General features: G+C 73.9%; 18 protein-coding genes. 6 read left to right on the top strand and 12 right to left on the bottom strand.

The features are described 5' to 3' along the window. Positions 1-4: 4 nt before the first annotated feature. Together ABZO31_RS02805 and ABZO31_RS02800 are read right to left on the bottom strand one after the other, a co-directional pair. On the bottom strand, positions 5-586 hold the full coding sequence (locus ABZO31_RS02805; protein WP_406859268.1) for a DUF4865 family protein: 582 nt from the start codon (positions 584-586) through the stop codon (positions 5-7). A gap of 30 nt (positions 587-616) precedes the next feature. After that, a complete protein-coding gene (locus ABZO31_RS02800; protein WP_406859267.1) occupies positions 617-1,204 on the bottom strand; it encodes a TetR/AcrR family transcriptional regulator in 588 nt (195 codons plus the stop codon). A 165-nt stretch (positions 1,205-1,369) separates the two neighbouring features. Between ABZO31_RS02800 and ABZO31_RS02795 the strand changes: the two genes are divergently transcribed. Further along, positions 1,370-1,666, top strand: coding sequence for an SHOCT domain-containing protein (locus ABZO31_RS02795; RefSeq protein WP_406859265.1), 297 nt, complete (start codon positions 1,370-1,372; stop codon positions 1,664-1,666). 54 nt (positions 1,667-1,720) lie between these two features. On the opposite strand, the gene ABZO31_RS02790 is transcribed toward ABZO31_RS02795, so the two are convergent. Together ABZO31_RS02790 and ABZO31_RS02785 are read right to left on the bottom strand one after the other, a co-directional pair. Continuing rightward, positions 1,721-2,290, bottom strand: a complete 570-nt coding sequence (locus ABZO31_RS02790) for an ATP-binding protein (RefSeq protein ID WP_406859264.1) — start codon at positions 2,288-2,290, stop codon at positions 1,721-1,723. Between the two features lie 181 nt (positions 2,291-2,471). Beyond that, positions 2,472-2,774 (bottom strand): hypothetical protein, encoded by a 303-nt coding sequence (locus ABZO31_RS02785; protein ID WP_406859262.1) that lies wholly within the window; start codon positions 2,772-2,774, stop codon positions 2,472-2,474. Positions 2,775-2,990: 216 nt separating this feature from the next. Between ABZO31_RS02785 and ABZO31_RS02780 the strand changes: the two genes are divergently transcribed. Next, complete coding sequence (locus ABZO31_RS02780) at positions 2,991-4,106, top strand: PLP-dependent cysteine synthase family protein (protein WP_406859261.1); 1,116 nt, start codon at positions 2,991-2,993, stop codon at positions 4,104-4,106. On the opposite strand, the gene ABZO31_RS02775 is transcribed toward ABZO31_RS02780, so the two are convergent. The 3 genes from ABZO31_RS02775 to ABZO31_RS02765 all read right to left on the bottom strand — a co-directional run bounded on the left by ABZO31_RS02775 (position 4,084) and on the right by ABZO31_RS02765 (position 5,952). After that, the gene (locus ABZO31_RS02775; protein ID WP_406859260.1) at positions 4,084-4,569 is read right to left on the bottom strand and encodes an SRPBCC family protein; all 486 of its coding nucleotides are present in this window, start codon (positions 4,567-4,569) and stop codon (positions 4,084-4,086) included. The two genes, ABZO31_RS02780 and ABZO31_RS02775, sit on opposite strands and share 23 nt — an antisense overlap. Before the next feature lie 100 nt (positions 4,570-4,669). Next, entirely contained in the window at positions 4,670-5,104 is a 435-nt protein-coding gene (locus ABZO31_RS02770) for an SRPBCC family protein (protein ID WP_406859259.1), read from the bottom strand. Then, entirely contained in the window at positions 5,101-5,952 is an 852-nt protein-coding gene (locus tag ABZO31_RS02765) for a DeoR/GlpR family DNA-binding transcription regulator (protein WP_406859258.1), read from the bottom strand. Before ABZO31_RS02765 ends, ABZO31_RS02770 begins: the two co-directional genes overlap by 4 nt. Before the next feature lie 126 nt (positions 5,953-6,078). On the opposite strand from ABZO31_RS02765, the gene ABZO31_RS02760 reads away from it, so the two are divergent. Further along, entirely contained in the window at positions 6,079-8,553 is a 2,475-nt protein-coding gene (locus tag ABZO31_RS02760) for a hypothetical protein (protein WP_406859257.1), read from the top strand. On the opposite strand, the gene ABZO31_RS02755 is transcribed toward ABZO31_RS02760, so the two are convergent. From ABZO31_RS02755 to ABZO31_RS02740, 4 genes are all read right to left on the bottom strand, one after another. Continuing rightward, a complete protein-coding gene (locus tag ABZO31_RS02755) occupies positions 8,523-10,946 on the bottom strand; it encodes a right-handed parallel beta-helix repeat-containing protein (RefSeq protein WP_406859256.1) in 2,424 nt (807 codons plus the stop codon). The two genes, ABZO31_RS02760 and ABZO31_RS02755, sit on opposite strands and share 31 nt — an antisense overlap. A gap of 105 nt (positions 10,947-11,051) precedes the next feature. Continuing rightward, on the bottom strand, positions 11,052-11,660 hold the full coding sequence (locus ABZO31_RS02750) for a hypothetical protein (RefSeq protein ID WP_406859255.1): 609 nt from the start codon (positions 11,658-11,660) through the stop codon (positions 11,052-11,054). A gap of 108 nt (positions 11,661-11,768) precedes the next feature. Beyond that, entirely contained in the window at positions 11,769-12,593 is an 825-nt protein-coding gene (locus tag ABZO31_RS02745; RefSeq protein ID WP_406859253.1) for an MOSC domain-containing protein, read from the bottom strand. A gap of 45 nt (positions 12,594-12,638) precedes the next feature. Beyond that, positions 12,639-13,121, bottom strand: coding sequence for a DUF6643 family protein (locus ABZO31_RS02740; RefSeq protein WP_406859252.1), 483 nt, complete (start codon positions 13,119-13,121; stop codon positions 12,639-12,641). 270 nt (positions 13,122-13,391) lie between these two features. Between ABZO31_RS02740 and ABZO31_RS02735 the strand changes: the two genes are divergently transcribed. Next, on the top strand, positions 13,392-14,792 hold the full coding sequence (locus tag ABZO31_RS02735) for a TerD family protein (protein ID WP_406859251.1): 1,401 nt from the start codon (positions 13,392-13,394) through the stop codon (positions 14,790-14,792). Positions 14,793-14,810: 18 nt separating this feature from the next. On the opposite strand, the gene ABZO31_RS02730 is transcribed toward ABZO31_RS02735, so the two are convergent. Further along, complete coding sequence (locus ABZO31_RS02730) at positions 14,811-16,061, bottom strand: glycosyltransferase (protein ID WP_406859249.1); 1,251 nt, start codon at positions 16,059-16,061, stop codon at positions 14,811-14,813. Positions 16,062-16,119: 58 nt separating this feature from the next. On the opposite strand from ABZO31_RS02730, the gene ABZO31_RS02725 reads away from it, so the two are divergent. Beyond that, on the top strand, positions 16,120-16,905 hold the full coding sequence (locus ABZO31_RS02725; RefSeq protein WP_406859248.1) for a glutamate racemase: 786 nt from the start codon (positions 16,120-16,122) through the stop codon (positions 16,903-16,905). Positions 16,906-16,999: 94 nt separating this feature from the next. Continuing rightward, positions 17,000-17,554: a hypothetical protein gene (locus tag ABZO31_RS02720; protein ID WP_406859247.1), complete on the top strand. Its 555-nt coding sequence runs from the start codon at positions 17,000-17,002 to the stop codon at positions 17,552-17,554.

Below are 17,554 nucleotides of genomic sequence, written 5' to 3'. Positions count from 1 at the left end.
GACGTCACCATAGGCGGCCCCGGGCCAACTTGCCGCGCTCCGGGGCCGACAGGTGCAGTACCCGGAACCGTTCGCCCGCGTCCGCGGCCGGTTCCGCCGCCCACAGGGTGAAGGCCAGTAGCTCCCAGTGGCGCGGGTCGACGGCGAGCGCGCTCGCCACCACGCCGTCCGTCCGGGCCTCCGCCTCGTGCCGCGCCAGTGCCTCCTCGACGGCCTCCGCCGGGGGAGCCCCCTCCGGCAGCGGGCTCCGGCGACGCGTCGCCGTGCGCGGCGCGCTCGCGGCCGCGGGCCCCTCCGCGTACCCGAGCCCCGCCCAGTGCTGGACGACCGGCCGCCCGAAGTCGTTCACGATCCCCTGGAAACCGGGGCCCCACAGGAAGGCGTTCATGCCCTCGGGAGCCGCCCACAGATAGAACGGCGCGTACTGGTTGACCGGCGAGCCGTCCGCCCGCTCCCGCATCAGATACGCCTTCACCGCCAGCCCCGGGAAGGCGTCGAGCAGATGCCCCCGGGTCGCCACCCGCTCGCGGATGATCCCCATGTCGTAATCCGCGGGCAGAGTGATCTCGTACTGCATCGCGTGCATGCGACCAACCCCCTCGAAACTCGAAAAGTCCTACTCCACCCGGCCCTTGTGGGCCGCCAGCAGCATGAGCAGTCCGTCGACGGCGGTGTCGAAGGCCGCCGCCGAACCCGACGACCGGGCCAGCACATAGCCGCCCTGTACCGTCGCCACGACCGTCGCCGCCAGTGCCTCCGGGTCCAGCGGGCCCGTCAACTCCCCGCGTTCCAGACCCTCCTGGACGATTCCGGCGAGCCTGCCCCGCAGCCAGTCCAGCGTCTCGTCGACCGGCGCGCGCAGTTCGTCGCTCGCCATCACGTCCGGGTCCATCGTCAGCCGGCCCACCGGGCAGCCCCGCAGCACGTCGCGCTCGCGCCGCAGGTACGCCTCGATCCGCGCATCCGCGGTTCCCTCACCGCCCAGCGCCGCCTCGGCCGCGGCCCGCAGCTCCTCCGCCGTGCGCCGGATCGCGGCCAGCGCCAGATCCGGCTTGCCGGCGAAGTGGTGGTACATGCTGCCCTGGCCCGCTCCGGCCGCCTGCTGGATCGCCTTGGGGCTGGTGCCCACGTACCCGCGCTCCCACAGCAGCGCGCGAGTGGCCTCGATCAGTCGGTCCGGAGTGCTCATGCGGACACTGTACATACCAGTAGGTACAGAAGGGGCGCTTCCGGACCGCATTCCCGGACTGAGGTTCCGTTGACGTCCCGTACTCCCCACGTCGTACGCGCGAAGCCGCTGACCGTACGACGCCCCGGACCCCCTCCGCGCGGGACTCTCGGCAGTACCGAACCCAAGGAGCTGACCGAGATGAACACCCTCGCCCACGCAGGCCCCGGACCCTGGGTCCTCTTCTTCCCGCTGGTCTGGGCCGCCGTGATCGTCACCGTCGTCACCGTCCTGCGCCGTACCGTGTGGCGCGGTCGCCGCGGGCCCGGCGGCTTCGCCGGCCCGCGGCCCGCCTACGACGAGAAGTCGCCCATCGCGCTCCTCGGCCACCGCTTCGCCGCCGGGGAGATCGACGAGGACGAGTACTGGCGCCGCCTCACCGTCCTGGAGGAGCAGTTCGGCCGGGTCGCCCGGCCCAAGGGAGGCGGCCCGGCATGACGAACCGCCCGTCATGACGAACCGTCCGCGGCCGTCCGCCGTCGTCCGCGGTCGTCAGCCGGCGACCGCGGACCTGGCCGTGGCGTGGGTCCGCACCGACTCGGCGGGGGCGCCGAACGGGACGTCGTCCGGGACGAAGGCCGCGGGCGCGAACGGCCCGTCCGTGGTCGCGCCGTGCACCGCGTGCGGACGCGGCGGCGCGGTCAGCGACAGGGAAGGGGCCGGAAGAGTGAACCAGACGACCTTCCCGGACCCCTCGGCCCGGACGCCCCAGCTCTCGCTGACCGCCTCGACGATCGCGAGGCCGCGCCCCGAGGTGGCGTACGGATCGGGGTCCTCGCCCGGGTCGCCGGCCGTCTCGGACGGCAGCCGCGGGTCGTGGTCCTGGACCGACACGGTGAGCCGGTCGAGCAGCAGCTCGACCTCGACGGTGCACTTCTTGTCCGGCTGTGCGTGCCGGTGGACATTGGTCAGCAGCTCGGTCAGGCCGAGTGCCGCATGGTCTATCAGTGCGTCCAGGTGCCAGTAGCGCAGATGCGCCGACACGATTCTGCGGACCTGACCGATCCGCGACGGCAGAGCCTGGACCTCTACCGTGCAGTGCCTGCTCGGTTCGCTGATCACGGCTGCGACTCCCCGAAATTGGTCCGGAAGAAGACGAAGATCCGATCCAGCAGTCAGCTGCCTGCTGTTCGTGCAGAGCGGAGGCTGGGTCACAGCGTCACCGCTCATGAACCCTGAGTGATGCCACCCAGCCTGGACCAGCCGTCGCGACCCCGCAACTCGCGGCGACCGTCACCCTCCGTCAGTCGTCGTCGCCCTTGCCGCCCGCCGCCCGCTTCAGCGCGTCCAGGAAGCCGCCCGAGCGCGCGGGCTCCATCGTCAGCCGGTAGCGGGTGCCGTTGACCGTCGCGACGGCCGAGTCCGGGCCCGAGAACCAGGACCGGCCCGCCCGTACGGCCTTCACCGGTGCGCTGTCGATCTCCCGGCCGTAGCTGGTCAGCAACGACAGCCGGCCGTCCTCGATCCGCACCTCGCCGGCCCGGGTCAACGACCGCGGCCAGCGCTCGATGCGCACGCGCGTGGCACTGAACTCGGGCTTCGACATGACCTACCGCCCCCTTCGCACCGGTCTCCCTCGCCAGTCTGACCGAGCGCGGGGCGCGGCACCAGACCCGGCGGAGCCTTCGGCCGAACGGGGTTCCCGGCCCTCCCCGGGCCCGTCCCGGCGTCTCCCAAGGGACTCCTATGGCTCCCCAAAGCGATCGTTTGCGCAGGTGAGGGGGTTATCGTCGGCAGTGGGAACAGGACGAGGAGAACCTCCATGAGCACCACCATGCCGCCCGCCACCATCGACGTGGACCGCAGCGACCCCGCATACCGCGCCTGGCTGAAAGACGCCGTCCGCAAGGTGCAGGCCGACGCGAACCGCTCGGCCGACACGCACCTGCTGCGCTTCCCGCTCCCCGAGGAGTGGGGCATCGACCTGTACCTGAAGGACGAGTCCACCCATCCGACCGGCAGCCTCAAGCACCGGCTGGCCCGCTCGCTGTTCCTGTACGCGCTGTGCAACGGCTGGATCCGTCCCGGCAAGCCGGTCATCGAGGCGTCCAGCGGTTCGACGGCCGTCTCGGAGGCGTACTTCGCCAAGCTGATCGGCGTCCCGTTCGTCGCGGTGATGCCGCGCACCACCAGCCCGGAGAAGTGCCGGCTCATCGAATTCCACGGCGGCCGGTGCCACTTCGTGGACGACTCGCGCACCATCTACGAGGAGTCCGCCGCCCTCGCCGAGCGCACCGGCGGCCACTACATGGACCAGTTCACGTACGCGGAGCGGGCCACCGACTGGCGCGGCAACAACAACATCGCCGAGTCGATCTACCAGCAGCTGCGCCTGGAGCGGTACCCGGAGCCCGCCTGGATCGTGGCCACCGCGGGCACCGGCGGCACCTCGGCGACCATCGCCCGGTACGTGCACTACATGCAGCACGACACCCGCGTCTGCGTCGCCGACCCGGAGAACTCCTGTTTCTTCGACGGCTGGACGCTGGGCGACCCGAACGCCACCGCCGACTGCGGCTCCCGCATCGAGGGCATCGGACGGCCGCGCATGGAGCCCAGCTTCGTGCCCGGCGCCATCGACCGGATGATGAAGGTGCCCGACGCGGCGAGCGTCGCGGCCGTACGCGCCCTGGAGACGGCGATCGGCCGCAAGGCGGGCGGCTCGACCGGTACCGGGCTGTGGAGCGCGCTGAAGATCGTCGCCGAGATGGTGGCGGCGGGCCGCACCGGCAGCCTGGTCACGCTGATCTGCGACCCCGGCGAGCGGTACCTCGACAAGTACTACTCCGACGCCTGGCTCGCCGAACAGGGCCTGGACATCGCCCCGTACGCCGCCGCGCTCGAGAGCTTCCTCGCTACGGGCGACTGGCCGGAGTGAGCCGCCGGTCCAGGCAGCGCATCGCGTCCCGGAACGACTTGCGGACGCCCGGCCGGGCCAGCCGGAGGGCCAGCCGGCAGGGGGCCGGGCCGTCGACGGCCATGGTCCAGGTGACCCGGGTGCCGGCACCCGCCGCGGGGGAGAGGACCCAGTCCTCCAGCATGGCGGTCACGCCGGGGGCGTTGGTCTCGTCGATCCGGTAGGCGTACCGGGCTCCCGGCTCCGCCGCCATGATCGTCTCCCGGAAGCCGATCCCGCCGCGCAGCCGGACCGTCCGCCCCGCGCCGCCCTCGTGCGGGGTCGCGACGGCCACCGCGGCGAACCAGTCGGGGGTGCTCTCCACATCCTCGGCGAGCGCGCGGTACACGTCGCCGGGCGGGGCGGCCAGTTCGGCGGTGAACGCCAGGCGTACGGGCGCGGTCGCGGCGAAGTCGAGCTCCACGAGCCGGAGTCGGCGGGGCATGGACCGTACCTCCCGAGGGGCGGGGCCGAGGTCCGCACACGATAGCTGGCGATCCGTCAGATGCCCAGCCTCCGTCCGGCTGCGACGACATGACGAGTCGTCAGCTTCTCAGCAGCCCGTCCATCGCCCGGCCGAACAGCAGCCGGCCCGCCGTGGCGAGGAGCGGATCGGCGGCACGGGGCAGGCCGCGGAGACGCAGCTCCTCGTGCCACACGACGCGGCTGCCGCCGCCCGCGGCCGCGGTCACCTCGATCTCCGCCCAGCCGAGCACCACCCGCCCGCGCTTCTCCAGGCGGCACACGCCCGGCGCGGCCGTCGGCGGCTCCCAGCGGACGAGCTCCATCGGGTCGTCGAAGGCGACCCGCCCGAGGCCCGTACGCGCCGTGAAGCGGGTGCCGACCGCCGTCGGGCCGGGCGTCAGGACGCGGGTGCGGGTGAGCGGGACCTGCGCGCCGTGCGCCGGCCAGTCCGTCAGACGCCGCCACGCCTCCGCGGGCGGGAGCGGGGTGATCCGCTCGATCCGGAACACGCTCATGCGTCGCCCTCGGACTCCTCCACCGACCCGCCCGGGCCCGCGACGACCAGACCCGGGAGATGCTCGCTCATCTCCGCGCGGATCCGCGCCGACGCGCCCCGGTCGGTCACCAGCGTGTCCACCTCGTCCAGATTCGCGAACGAACTCAGGCCCAGCGTCCCCCACTTGGTGTGGTCGGCGACCACCACGACGCGGCGCGCCGACCGCATCAGCCGCCGATTGGTCTCCGCCTCCGCCAGGTTGGGCGTGGAGAGACCCGCCTCCACCGAGATTCCGTGCACGCCGAGGAACAGCACGTCGAAGTGGAGCGAGGCGATCGCCCGGTCCGCGACCGGTCCCACCAGCGCGTCCGACGGCGTCCGCACCCCGCCCGTCAGCACCACCGTCGCCGCGCCCGGCCGCGCCGCACCCGACGGGCCCGGCGGCTGCGCGGCATGGAACACGTCCGCCACGCGCACCGAGTTGGTCACCACCGTCAGGTCCGGCACGTCCAGGAGCTGCTGCGCCAGCGCGTACGTCGTCGTCCCGCCCGAGAGCGCGATCGCGCTGCCCGGCGAGGCCATCGCCGCCGCGGCCCGCGCGATGTCCTCCTTCGCGCCCGGCTCCAGCGTCGACTTGGCCTCGAACCCCGGCTCGTGACCGGCCGGCTCGGCGACCGGCACCGCACCGCCGTGGACCTTCTCCACCAGGCCCTGCCGGGCCAGCGCGTCCAGATCCCGGCGCACGGTCATGTCCGAGACATTGAGCCGCCGCGTCAGCTCGTTGACGCGGACACCTCCCCGACGCCGTACCTCGTCCAGAATCAGAGCGCGCCGCTGTTCCGCGAGGAGGTTCTGATTGTCGCTCACCGCCGGGGCCGGTCCTTCCAGAGGGGACAAAGTGCGGATTGTGTGCGTCCCCTGCCCCGGGGCCGTACACATCCGCAATTCTGTACGTGCCGTCGAATCCTCCCACTCAGAGAGTGAGCCACCGAAGTGTCCCCTGCCACACCGGCCCCGCAGAGCGGGGGCGCGGCACTCGAGCTGCTCGTCCACGGCGTCGGCGGCGCCACCCCGCAGGACATGCTCGACGACCCGCGCACCATACGGGTCACCGGCGACACCACCGCGGCCATGCACCGCCGTGGCGCCGACCTCGACGCGGAGGACCACCCCGAGCGCTACGCCGAACGGCCGGTGCCGGAGGCGTACTGCTGGTCCAACCTCACCTCGGGCAACGGCACCCGGGCGCTGTGGCTGCTGCTCCTGCCGTTCATGGTCGTCAACCTCGCGCACTGGATGCGGCCGCCGGCCGGGGGCCGCCGCCGCGCCGTGCGCCTCTACGGCGTCCTCGTACGGCTGCTCGCGCTCACCCTCACCGTCCTGCTGACCGCCGCCGCGTGCGAGGTCGCCCTGGACCTGACGGCCTGGCAGTGCGCGGGCTCCGCCGCCTGCGCCGCCGACCGCGCCTGGCTCGGCTTCCTCGCCGCCGACCGCGGCGGCTGGTGGTCCCAGCCCGGCCGCCGACTCGCGCTCGCCGCGCTCGTTCCGGCCGCCCTCGTCGCCCTGCTCTGGTACCTGTCCAACCGCACCTGGACCGCGTACGAGGCCCAGCGCCCGCCCACCGGGTACGACGACGTCGCCACGCCCCCGCCCGGCGACCCGGCTGCCGGCGACTCCGGCGACTCCGTGAACCCCGACGACTCCGGCGACGAGGACCAGGAGCAGGAACGGATCCGTCCCGCGCTCGGCCGACCCGGCTTCTGGTACGGCCGCCGGCTCGTCGCCCGGCTGCGCGCGGCGCACACCGCCGCCGGGTTCCTCACGATCGCCGCCGCCGTGTGCGGCGCGGCCGCCCGGCACGACCGGGTGACCGGCGGTGCGGCGGCCCTCGTCGGCTCGGTGCTCGAAGGCGCGCTGGTGCTGGCCGCCCTCGTGTGCCTCGTCGTGGTGATCCGGCGCGGCCGCAGCGAGAAGCGTCTCGACCACGCCGTCGACAGCGCCCTCGTGGCCTGGCTGCCCGCCGCCTCACTGACGTTGCTCGGCGCGGCACTCCTGTACGCCGCCTGGTCCCGGCCGGGCTGGGTGTCCGCCGGCACGCTGCCCGGCGACACCACCTTCGGCGTGCTCACGCTCTCCCAGGGCCTGCTCGTCGTCGCCCTCGGCGTGGTCGCCCTCTCCCTGTACCGCAGCGCCCCGCATGCCCGGACCGCCATGTCCGGGCTGGGCGGCCCCGCCACCGCCATGCTGGCCTGCGCGCTCGGCGGCGTCATGACCGGCGGCGTCGCCCAGCGCGTCGCCGACTGGCTGGACGGCCCGGGCACACCCGGCGCCGGGGGCGGGCGGATCGTCGGCCCGCCGGTGCTGCTCAGCTGGCAGGCGTCGGTGATCCCGGTGCTGCTGATGGTGCTCGTGGTGCCCTGCGCGGTGCTCGCCGCCCGTACCGCCCTGACGGCCCGCCGGTTCGCCAAGGAGGTGGACGCGGACTACGGCGTCACCAGCCCCGACCCGGTTCGCACCCAGCGCATCGCCTCCACCCGCGCCGCCGCCGGGCTCACCGACGCCGCGCCCGCGCTCATCGGCATCGTCGCCGGCGCGACCCTGCTGCTCGGGGCCGGCGCCGTGGCCGGGGCCTGGACCAGCGGGAACGTGCCCGGCCGGGCCTTCGCCGGCGCCCACGACGTGATCGCCGGCGCCGCCGACACCGCCCAGGCAACCGGCTCCTGGCTGGTCGGCTTCGGCTTCATACTGTTCGTCACCTGGGGCAGGCGCGCGTACAAGGACGCCTCCGCCCGCCGCACCATCGGCATCCTCTGGGACGTCGGCACCTTCTGGCCGCGCGCCGCGCACCCGTTCGCCCCGCCCTGCTACGCCGAGCGGGCCGTGCCCGACCTGACCTGGCGGATGAGCTCCTGGACGCGTACCACCGGCGGCCGGCTGGTCATCTCGGGTCACTCGCAGGGCAGCGTGCTCGCCGCCGCGGCGGTCTGGCAGCTACCCGAGCACACCCGTCACCGCGTGGCCCTGCTGACCTACGGTTCCCCGCTGGAACGGCTCTACGGCCGTTGGTTCCCCGCCTACTTCGGCACGGACCAGCTGACCGCGCTGAACGGCGAGGTGCACTGCTGGCGCAACCTGTGGCGGGCCACGGACCCCATCGGCGGGCCGATCGGGGTCCCCGCCGACGGCGACAAGCCGGCCGTCGACCGGGACGCCCTGCTCGACCCGCTGGTGTACGGCCGCGAACACGACCACCCGCTGCCCGAACCCGTCCTCGGCCACTCCGACTACCAGGCCGACCCGGCGTTCGCCGACGAACGGACGCTGCTGCTCGACCGGTTGCCGCCCGCACTGCCCCGGCAGCGCACGGAGGCGCAGGCGGCCGGGGAGGGCAGCTCGGACAGTCAGGGCAGCTCGGACAGTCAGGGCCGCAGGGACAGTCAGGACAGCTCGGGCAGGTCCTCCGGGTAGAGCAGGGTCAGGTCGTCCGTGCTCGCCTCGGCGAGCGCGGCGACCCGGCCCGCATGCCGCTCCACCATCGACTCGAAGGTCTGGCGGGCGGTCCGCCCGTTGCCGAACGCCGGACCCTTCGGCAGCTCCGTGAAGTACTTCAGCAGGGCGTCCTCCGTGCCGTCGGCGAGCCGGTACTCGTGCTCGTCCGCCTGCTGTCCGACGATCCGCAGCAACTCGTCGGGCACGTAGTCGCTGAAGGTGATGGTCCGTGAGAAACGGGACGCCACACCGGGGTTGACGGTCAGGAACCGTTCCATCTCCGCCGTGTACCCGGCCACGATGACGACCACCGCGTCCCGGTGGTCCTCCATCAGCTTCACCAGCGTGTCGATGGCCTCGCGGCCGAAGTCCCGGCCGGAGTCCTCCGGCGACAGCGCGTACGCCTCGTCGACGAACAGCACGCCGCCGCGCGCCCGGTCGAACGCCTCCTGGGTGCGGATCGCCGTCGAGCCGATGTGCTCGCCGACGAGGTCGACCCGGGACACCTCGACCAGATGGCCGCGCTCCAGGACGCCGAGGGAGGCCAGGATCTCGCCGTACAGCCGGGCCACCGTCGTCTTGCCGGTGCCGGGGTTGCCGGTGAAGACCAGATGGCGGCGGACCGAGGCCGCCTTGAGGCCGGCCTCCTGACGCCGGCGGCCCACCTCGATCATGTTGGTGAGGGTGCGGACCTCGTGCTTGACGCTCTCCAGGCCCACCAGGCCGTCCAGTTCACCGAGGACGTCCTGCGACGAGCGTGCCTCGGCCGCCGGCTCGGGCGCCGCCGGTGCGGGCGCCGTCGTCGGCGGGGCGGGGGAGCGGGGCGCCGGGACCATGCCGAGCAGCCCCGGCGACTGCGTCGCCGTCAGCACCGGAGCGGCGGAGTCGGCGGCCGTCGTGCGCACCCCGCTCTCGTCGCTGGTGCAGTCCTCCGCCGTCGGCCCGTCCTGCGGGAACTCGTACCCGCCGCGGGCGCACCGCTCCGTACGGCACTTGCGCAGTGTGGTCCGGCAGCCGTCCATCACGTGGAAGCCGTAGCCGCCGCTGCCGGTCACCCGGCAGCCGAGGAAGGAGCCGCGGCCCTCCGCCGACACGTAGAAGCCGGCCTCGGCGGGGGAGGCGACGGCGACCCGGTCGATCGTCGGGTCGGCGCCCTTGGTGACGATGACGCCGGTCTGCACGGAGTCGATGGTGCAGCCGGCGAGCGTGCCGCCGCTGCCGTGGTCCCGGAACCAGGCCCCGGTGGACGCCTCCCGGATCCGGCAGTCGTCGAGCTGCGCGGACGCGCCGTCGCTCACCGACACGGCCGTGTTGCGCACCTGCGAGAGATCGCTGTCGACGACGTCGACCCGCGAGCCGCGGTCGAGCACGAACAGCGCGTCCGGGACGTCGTGCACCCGGCAGGACTCCAGGACGGCGGTCGCCCCGTCGCTGACCCAGACCGCGGGGTAGTCGCCCGTGCTGTCGTGGATCTCGCACTGGTTGGCGTCCACCCGGGTCCCCGGGTCCCACACCGACAGTCCGTTGCGGCCGAAGCGGCGCACCGTCGACCGGGTCAGCGTCAGGACCGAACGGGACCGCAGGTCGATCGCGTTCTCCGGGACGTCGTGGATGTCGCAGTCTGCGAGGTTCAGCACCGCGTCGGTGTCCAGGGTGACGCCGTCCGCGGACGTGCGGTGCACCGACGAGTCCGTCAGATGGGCCGCGCCGCGCCCGGTGACCTGGACGCCGGTGCCCTTGATCTCGTACACCTCGCAGCCCACGGCCTCCAGGGCACTGCCCTCGCCGACCACGGTGAGCCCCGCGCCCGAGGCGTGGTGGATCCGGCAGCGCTCCAGGCGCGGATGCGCCGCCCCGCGCACCGAGACGCCGGCCTGTCCGGCGGAGACGATCTCGCACTCCTCGAACACCCCGCCCGCGCCGTCGAGCACGGCGATGCCGACGCCCGCCGGGTTGTCGACGGTCACCCGCCGCACGGTCGGCCGGGCCGCGCCGCGCACTTCGAGCCCGGCGGCGGAACGGGTCACGATCCGCAGGTCGAGCAGTTCGGGGGTGCCGTCCTCGACAAGGAGCGCGGGCGCGGCCGTGTCCTGGCCCTCGACGTGGATGTCCTGGACGGTCGCCGACGCCCGCACGGTCAGCGGCACGCCGTCGGCCGGAGCGATCCGCACCGAGCCCTGCCCGCCGTCCGGACCGCGCAGCGTGACGGCCCGTCGGATCACCAGGTTCTCCCGGTACGTGCCGGGCGCGACGGTGAGGACGTCGCCGTCCCCTGCGGCCTCCAGGGCCGCCGCGAGGGAGGGGTACTCACCCGTGCGGCGCCGCCACCGCGACGTACCGGTGTGCGTCACCTGGACCGTGCCCTGTGCCATGGGTGTGTCTAGCCCCCGCCTCATGCGTCGTCGCTGATCCGATGCCCCACCGTAGCGCGCGCGGGGAGGGCGGGTTGACGGGTCGTCCCCCGCCGCCCCCGCGGCTCAGCTTCCCGTGCCGGTGCGGCCCCAGTCCGGACCGGTTCGGGCCCACTCCAGGTCCAGTTCCGCGTACCGCCGGCGTATCAGTCCGCGTACGACGGCCCGTCGCGCCGCCTCTGCCGCGACCGCCACCGCCGAGGCCGCGAACAGGCCCGCGAACAGCGCGTGGGCGCGAGCCGTGCCGGCCCGGAGCGGGGCGCTGACCGCGCGCCCCTCGGCGTCGGTCCATATCCGGAAGGTCTCCCCGGGCTCGGGATCGGGGTCCAGGGTGTGCACGGTGCCGGTCCGGGTGCTGCCGTCCGGGGCCGGCCAGCGGGCCACCACGAGGGTGCGCAGCCGCTGTTCGCCCGCGGCGTCGGGGTTCTGCGGGGCCTGCGCGGGCGGCTCGGCCTCCCGCACCACGCGCGCCGTGACGGGCCGGCGCTCCGCCTGCTGCGCGCGGGCCGCGTGCTGCAGCGCGTCGTCGGTGCGGCCGCCGGCCCACAGCCCGGTCGCCGGAGCGCCGAGCACGAGGAGCAGGAAGGCGACGCACGCGACCCAGGCCTCGGCCAGGTCCGTGGTCCGGCGCAGGGGATTGTGCCGCCAGCGCCAGAGCCCGGTGAACGTCCCCACGGTCCGCACCCCCTCGGCTCGCTGTTCCTGCAACGAGTGTGCCCCGGCCGAGCGTTCCGTGCGCGGCGGTCGTCAAGGTTGTGGATAACCCGGCGACCGCAGGGCCGTTCAGTCGAGGATCTTGACCTCGTCGCCGACCCGTACGGTGCCGGTGTGCTCGGGCACCAGGTTCTGCCCGAAGACCAGCTTGCCGCCCCGCCGGCGGTGCACGGCGAGGGTGCGCAGCGGCTCCTTGCCCCGGACGCCGGTGAGCTGGTCGGTCGTCGTGACCACGCAGCGGCCGGACGGCTTCGCGACGCGGAAGGTCACCTCACCGACCACGAGCCGGGTCCAGCCGTCCTCCGCCCACGGACCGGTGCCGTCGACGACGAGGTTGGGCCGGAAGCGGTTCATGGGCAGCGGGCCCTCGGCCGCGTGGTCGCCCTGCGCGATCAGCGAGTTGAGCGCGTCCAGGGACGCGGTCGCCGTGACCAGCAGCGGGTAGCCGTCGGCGAACGAGACCGTCTCGCCCGGCAGCGCGTACTCCGGGTCCACCGGCCGCCGGACCGCAGGGTCGTCCAGGTGCACCAGCCGGACCTCGGCCTCCAGGTACCGGCTGAACCACGCGTCGGCCGCGCGGCCCGCGGGAACCGCCTGGACCTCGGTACCGAAGACGTCCACCGCGACCGTGCCGGAGGGATCCGGGACCTCCACGGTCAGCGGCTCGAGACCGGGCGCAGTCAGACGTATGTCCCCGCCCGGCAGCAACTCCGCGGCGGCCAGCGTCATCCGCGGAGCCTCGCGTTGGGTCACGACCTTGCCGGTGCCGGCCACCACGGTCCAGCGGCGGTCACCGGCCAGTCCCCAGGGCTGAACCTCCGCCTCGGCGGGCGCGAAGCCGCGCAACGCCTTGACCGGATGGATGTGGACGGAGCGCAGCACAGGATTCGACATGCGGCCATCCTGCCAGCCGCTCCGGCCGACCTTCCGGACGGACGATCAGTATCCGCCGCCCTGGTAGGGGCGGTTGTACGGGTCGTCGTACGGCGCGGGCGCCTGCATCGGCCGCGGGGCGGCCGCCGGGCGCATCGCCTCGTAGCCGGTGGCCATCGGCCGGGGCGGCTGCGGGGCCTGGGGGCCCGGGTAGCCGTAGCCGCGCGAGGCGGCGGGCTGCTGCGGGATGTACGGCGCCGGAGCGTGCTGCAGCGGCACGGGCGCCGCCTGCTGCATCTGCTGCGGGTAGCCGTACGAGCCGCCGTTGTAGGCCGGGGGCGGCGTGGGGCTGGGGGCCGCCGGGAGGGCGGGCAGGGCCGCGGGGAGCGCCGGCAGGTAGCTGTGGCCGGTGTCGTACGCGGAGGGCACTCGGATCGGCGCGATCTGAGGGGTGCCCCGTTCTGCGACCAGGGAGTCGTAGATCGGGGTGTCGGGGAACGACGTGGCGGAGTGGTAACCGCCGCCATAGGTGGCCCGGGGGGAGGTCATGGCACATAAGTTAAGCCCACGATGTGCTGGTGGGTAGACCGATAAGCGGGTTGTTTGACGAGCTCTGAGTGACGACGCATTCCCCAATGGCATCGAATGCGACAAAAACGGACGGCGCGAAGGGTGATGATCTCGCAAAGTCCAAGCTGAGGAGGGGTTACCCGCGGGTCGGCGCGGGCGCCCCGACGGGGCTTCCACGGCACTTCCGCCCCGCGGGAACGCTCTTCGGAATAAGTTGGCGTACGAAATCGCGGTGCACGCGGACTCTCGATGGGGGCGATCATGTCCATGCTTAAAGGAGCCAATGTTCCGGTGCCGGCGCGAAGCGTCCGCGTCGAATTGGGCTGGCGTTCATCGGCGGGCGTACCGGACGTCGACGCCTCGGCGCTACTCCTCGTGTCGGGGAAAGTGCGCTCCGACGCCGACTTCGTCTTCTACAACCAGCCGGCGCACGCCTCGGGTTCGGTGCGGCACGACGGGAAGCGCACCGCAGGCGGCTCCGTCACCGACACCCTGAGCGTCGACCTGGAGCGCGTCGAGCCCGCCATCGAGCGGATCGTGCTCGCCGCCTCCGCGGACGGCGGAACGTTCGGCCGCGTGCCGGGACTGTACGTACGGGTCGTCGACGCCGCCTCCGGCGCCGAACTCGCCCGCTTCGAGAGCGTCGACGCCACCGTCGAGACCGCGTTCATCCTCGGCGAGCTGTACCGCCGGCAGGGCGCCTGGAAGTTCCGCGCCGTCGGACAGGGCTACGGCTCCGGCCTGGAGGGCCTCGCCACCGACTTCGGCATCACCGTCGACGAACCCCAGCAGGCGGCGGCCCCGGCGCCCACGCCCACCCCCGCACCCGCGCCCCAGCCGTACACGCCACCCTCCAGCGCGGCGACCGTGGCGAGCCAGCCCACCATGCCCTCCATGCCCACGGCGTCGTTCACCCCGACCTTCACCCCGCCCCCGGCCCCGATGCCGCCCGTGCCCCCTGCTCCTCCCGCCCCGCCCGCGCCCCCGGTGGCCCCCACCCCGACGCAGCCCGTGCGCCTCACCAAGGTCACCCTGACGAAGGAGGCGCCGGTCGTCTCCCTCGCCAAGCAGGGCGGCACCTCCGGCGTGATGCGGGTGAACCTCAACTGGGAGGTCCGCAGGCAGTTCTCCGGCTGGGGCGCCAAATTCGGCCGCGCCGTCGCCAACCACTCCGACCTCGACCTCGACCTGTGCGCCCTGTACGAGCTGTCCGACGGCCGCAAGGGCGTCGTCCAGGCCCTCGGCAACGCCTTCGGGGCGCTGCACCAGCCCCCTTACATCCACCTCGACGGCGACGACCGGACCGGCGCGGTCGCCAGCGGCGAGAACCTCACCATCAACCTCGACCACCGCGACAAGCTCCGCCGCCTCCTCGTCTTCGTCACCATCTACGAGGGCGCCCGCAGCTTCGCCGACCTGCACGCCACGGTCACCCTCCAGCCGCAGCACGGCGCGCCCATCGACTTCTCCCTCGACGAGTGCACCGTCCCCTCCACCGTCTGCGCCCTGGCGCTGCTCACCAACACCGGCGGCGACCTCGTCGTCCAGCGCGAGGCCCGCTACCTGGTCCCGGCGCGCGGCGTCAGCCCGCAGCGCACCGTCGACCAGGCGTACGGCTGGGGCATGAACTGGACGCCGGGACGGAAGTGACCGGAAGCCCGACGCGGCTCACCGGTCCGGCGCGGCCTCGGGACGGGCGTACGTACGCCCCTTCCAGGCCGCACCCCGCCCCCGGTAGTGCTGCACCGCCGAATCCACCGTCATGAACAGATAGAGCAGCGCGGTGAACGGCAGCGTCACGGACAACCACAGCGGCTGCCGGTAGTAGCGGAGCATCGGTACGTACGTCCCGGCCATCACCGCCCACGCCGCCGCGCCGGTCCACGCGGCCGGCCCGTCCCCGGTGAGCAGCCCCACGGCCAGCGCCGCCGGCGGGACCGGATAGACCAGGCAGAGACCCAGGACCGTGCCCCCGAGCAGCAGCGGACTGTGCCGCAGCTGGGCGTACGCGCTGCGCGACACCATCCGCCACAGGTCCCCGAGCCGCGGGTACGGCCGCACGCTGTCCACCCGCTCCGCCAGCCCCAGCCAGATCCGCCCGCCGGACCGCTGCACCGCCCGGGCCAGCGCCACGTCGTCGATCACCGCGCCCCGGATCACCTCCGGCACCCCCGCCCGCACCGCCGCCTCCGTGCGCAGCAGCACGCAGCCGCCCGCCGCCGCGGCCGTCCGCGCGCCCGGGTCGTTGATCCACCGGAACGGATACAACTGCGCGAAGAAGTAGACGAACGCGGGCACGATCAGCTGCTCCCAGACCGTCGCCACCCGCAGCCGCGCCATCTGCGACACCAGGTCCAGCCCGTTCGTCTCCGCCGCCGCCACCAGCCGGCGCAGACTGTCCGGCTCGTGCGCGATGTCGGCGTCGGTGAGCAGCAGGTACGCGGGGCCGCCGTGCGCCGGGTGTCCGTCGGCCCGCGAGTCGCCGAACGGCGGACCGCCGAGCAGCGGGTCGTCCGGCTCCGGGCAGCCCCGCCGGGCCCGCGCGATGCCGTGCCTCAGCGCCCACAGCTTGCCCGTCCACCCCGGCTCCGGCTCCCCGGGGGAGACCACCGTCAGCGGCAGCCCGGTGAACCGGTCGGCGAGCTCGCGCGCCAGTTTCCCCGTCCCGTCCGAGCTGCCGTCGTCGACCAGGACGATCTCCGCAGGCCCCGGATAGTCCTGGGTCAGCAGCGACGGCAGGCTCACCGGCAGCACCTCGGCCTCGTCGCGCGCCGGCACGACGACGGCGACCCTCGGCCACACGGGCGGGTCCACCCGGGCGGGCAGCCGCTGGTCGGTCCGCCAGAAGAACCCCTGACCCAGCAGCAGCCACCCCCAGGCGGCCAGCGAACCCACGGCGATCCAGGCAATGGTGCTCATTCCGCGCAGTCTGCCCCAGAACGCCGGGAGCGCAAGGGCGGTCGGATAGGGTGACCGGGTGAAGATCGCCCTCATCGACTCCGGAACGGGCCTCCTCGCCGCGGCGGCCGCGGTCCGCCGGCTGCGGCCGGACGCCGATCTGGTGCTCTCCTCCGACCCCGACGGCATGCCCTGGGGTCCCCGCAGCACCGACGACATCGTCGAGCGGGCGCTCGCCGCGGCCCGCGCCGCCGCCGCCCACGAGCCGGACGCGCTGGTCGTCGCCTGCAACACCGCCTCCGTGCACGCCCTGCCCACCCTGCGCACCGAGCTGGAGCCCGCCGTCCCGGTGATCGGCACCGTCCCGGCGATCAAGCCCGCCGCGGCGGGCGGCGGCCCCGTCGCGATCTGGGCCACCCCGGCCACCACCGGAAGCCCGTACCAGCGCGGACTCATCCGCGACTTCGCCCACGGCGTCGAGGTCGCCGAGGTGCCCTGCCCCGGCCTCGCGGACGCCGTGGAGGCCGCGGACTCCGCCGCCGTCGAGCGGGCCGTCGCCGCGGCCGCCGCTCTCACTCCGCGTGACGTCCGCGCGATCGTCCTCGGCTGTACGCACTACGAACTGGTCGAAGAGCTCATCCGGACGGCGGTACGGCCCACCGGCCTGCCTCCGCTCGTTTTGCACGGCTCCGCCGGGGCAGTCGCCGCACAGGCACTGCGCCGCATCGGCGCGGAGCCCGCGCCCGGTCTCGCCCCCACCGGCGGACTGACCGTGCTGCACAGCGGCCGGGCGGCCGAGCTGCCGCAGGCGGCGCTCGCCTACCCCGAGGGCCGGCTGCTCCGGTCGGTCGCATCCGCCCGCTGACGGCGACGGAACGTCACTGCGGGGCGGCTTGTCCGGCACCCGGCCGGACGGCGACGCAGCGCCGTAGGAGCAGAACGTGAGTAGGCTGCCACTCATGACGGACCACTCCCGGGACGAGGCGCCCGGAGCAGGCTCCGAGCCCGAGATCTGGACCGGTCGGGCGACCAACCGCGTCCAGTGGGTGCTCGCCGTCCTCGGCGCGGGCTTCATGGCTCTCGGCATCGAACTGGCCGTCGAACGGCCCTGGACCTCCGGTGCCGTCCCGCTGCTCATGTCCGTGATCGGCTGTGTGCTCGCCGGGCTCCTGATGATGTTCGGCACCCTCGCGTTCGTCCATGTCGCGGTGAAGGTCGACTCCCGGGCGATGGAGGTGCGCTGCGGCCACATGGGCCTGCCCCGCCGCCGCATCCCGCTCTCCCACGTCGTCGGCGCGGACTTCGCGCCCAGCGTCGACCCGCGCCAGTGGGGCGGCTGGGGCTACCGCTGGCGGCCGGACAAGGGCACGGCCGTGGTGGTCCGCCGTGGCGAGGGCCTGGTCCTCACCCTCGGCGACGGCCGCAGTTTCACGGTCACCGTCGACGACGCGGCGACGGCCGTCCGGGTCATCCGCGGCCACCTGCGCCGGTCGAGTCCCGCTGCCGGGGTGTAG

It is taken from the genome of Streptomyces solicamelliae (assembly GCF_045348655.1).
Taxonomy (GTDB): Bacteria; Actinomycetota; Actinomycetes; order Streptomycetales; family Streptomycetaceae; genus Streptomyces; species Streptomyces solicamelliae.
The sequence above is the reverse complement of the archived record's forward strand: the minus strand, read 5'-3'. Positions and strand labels throughout refer to the sequence as shown.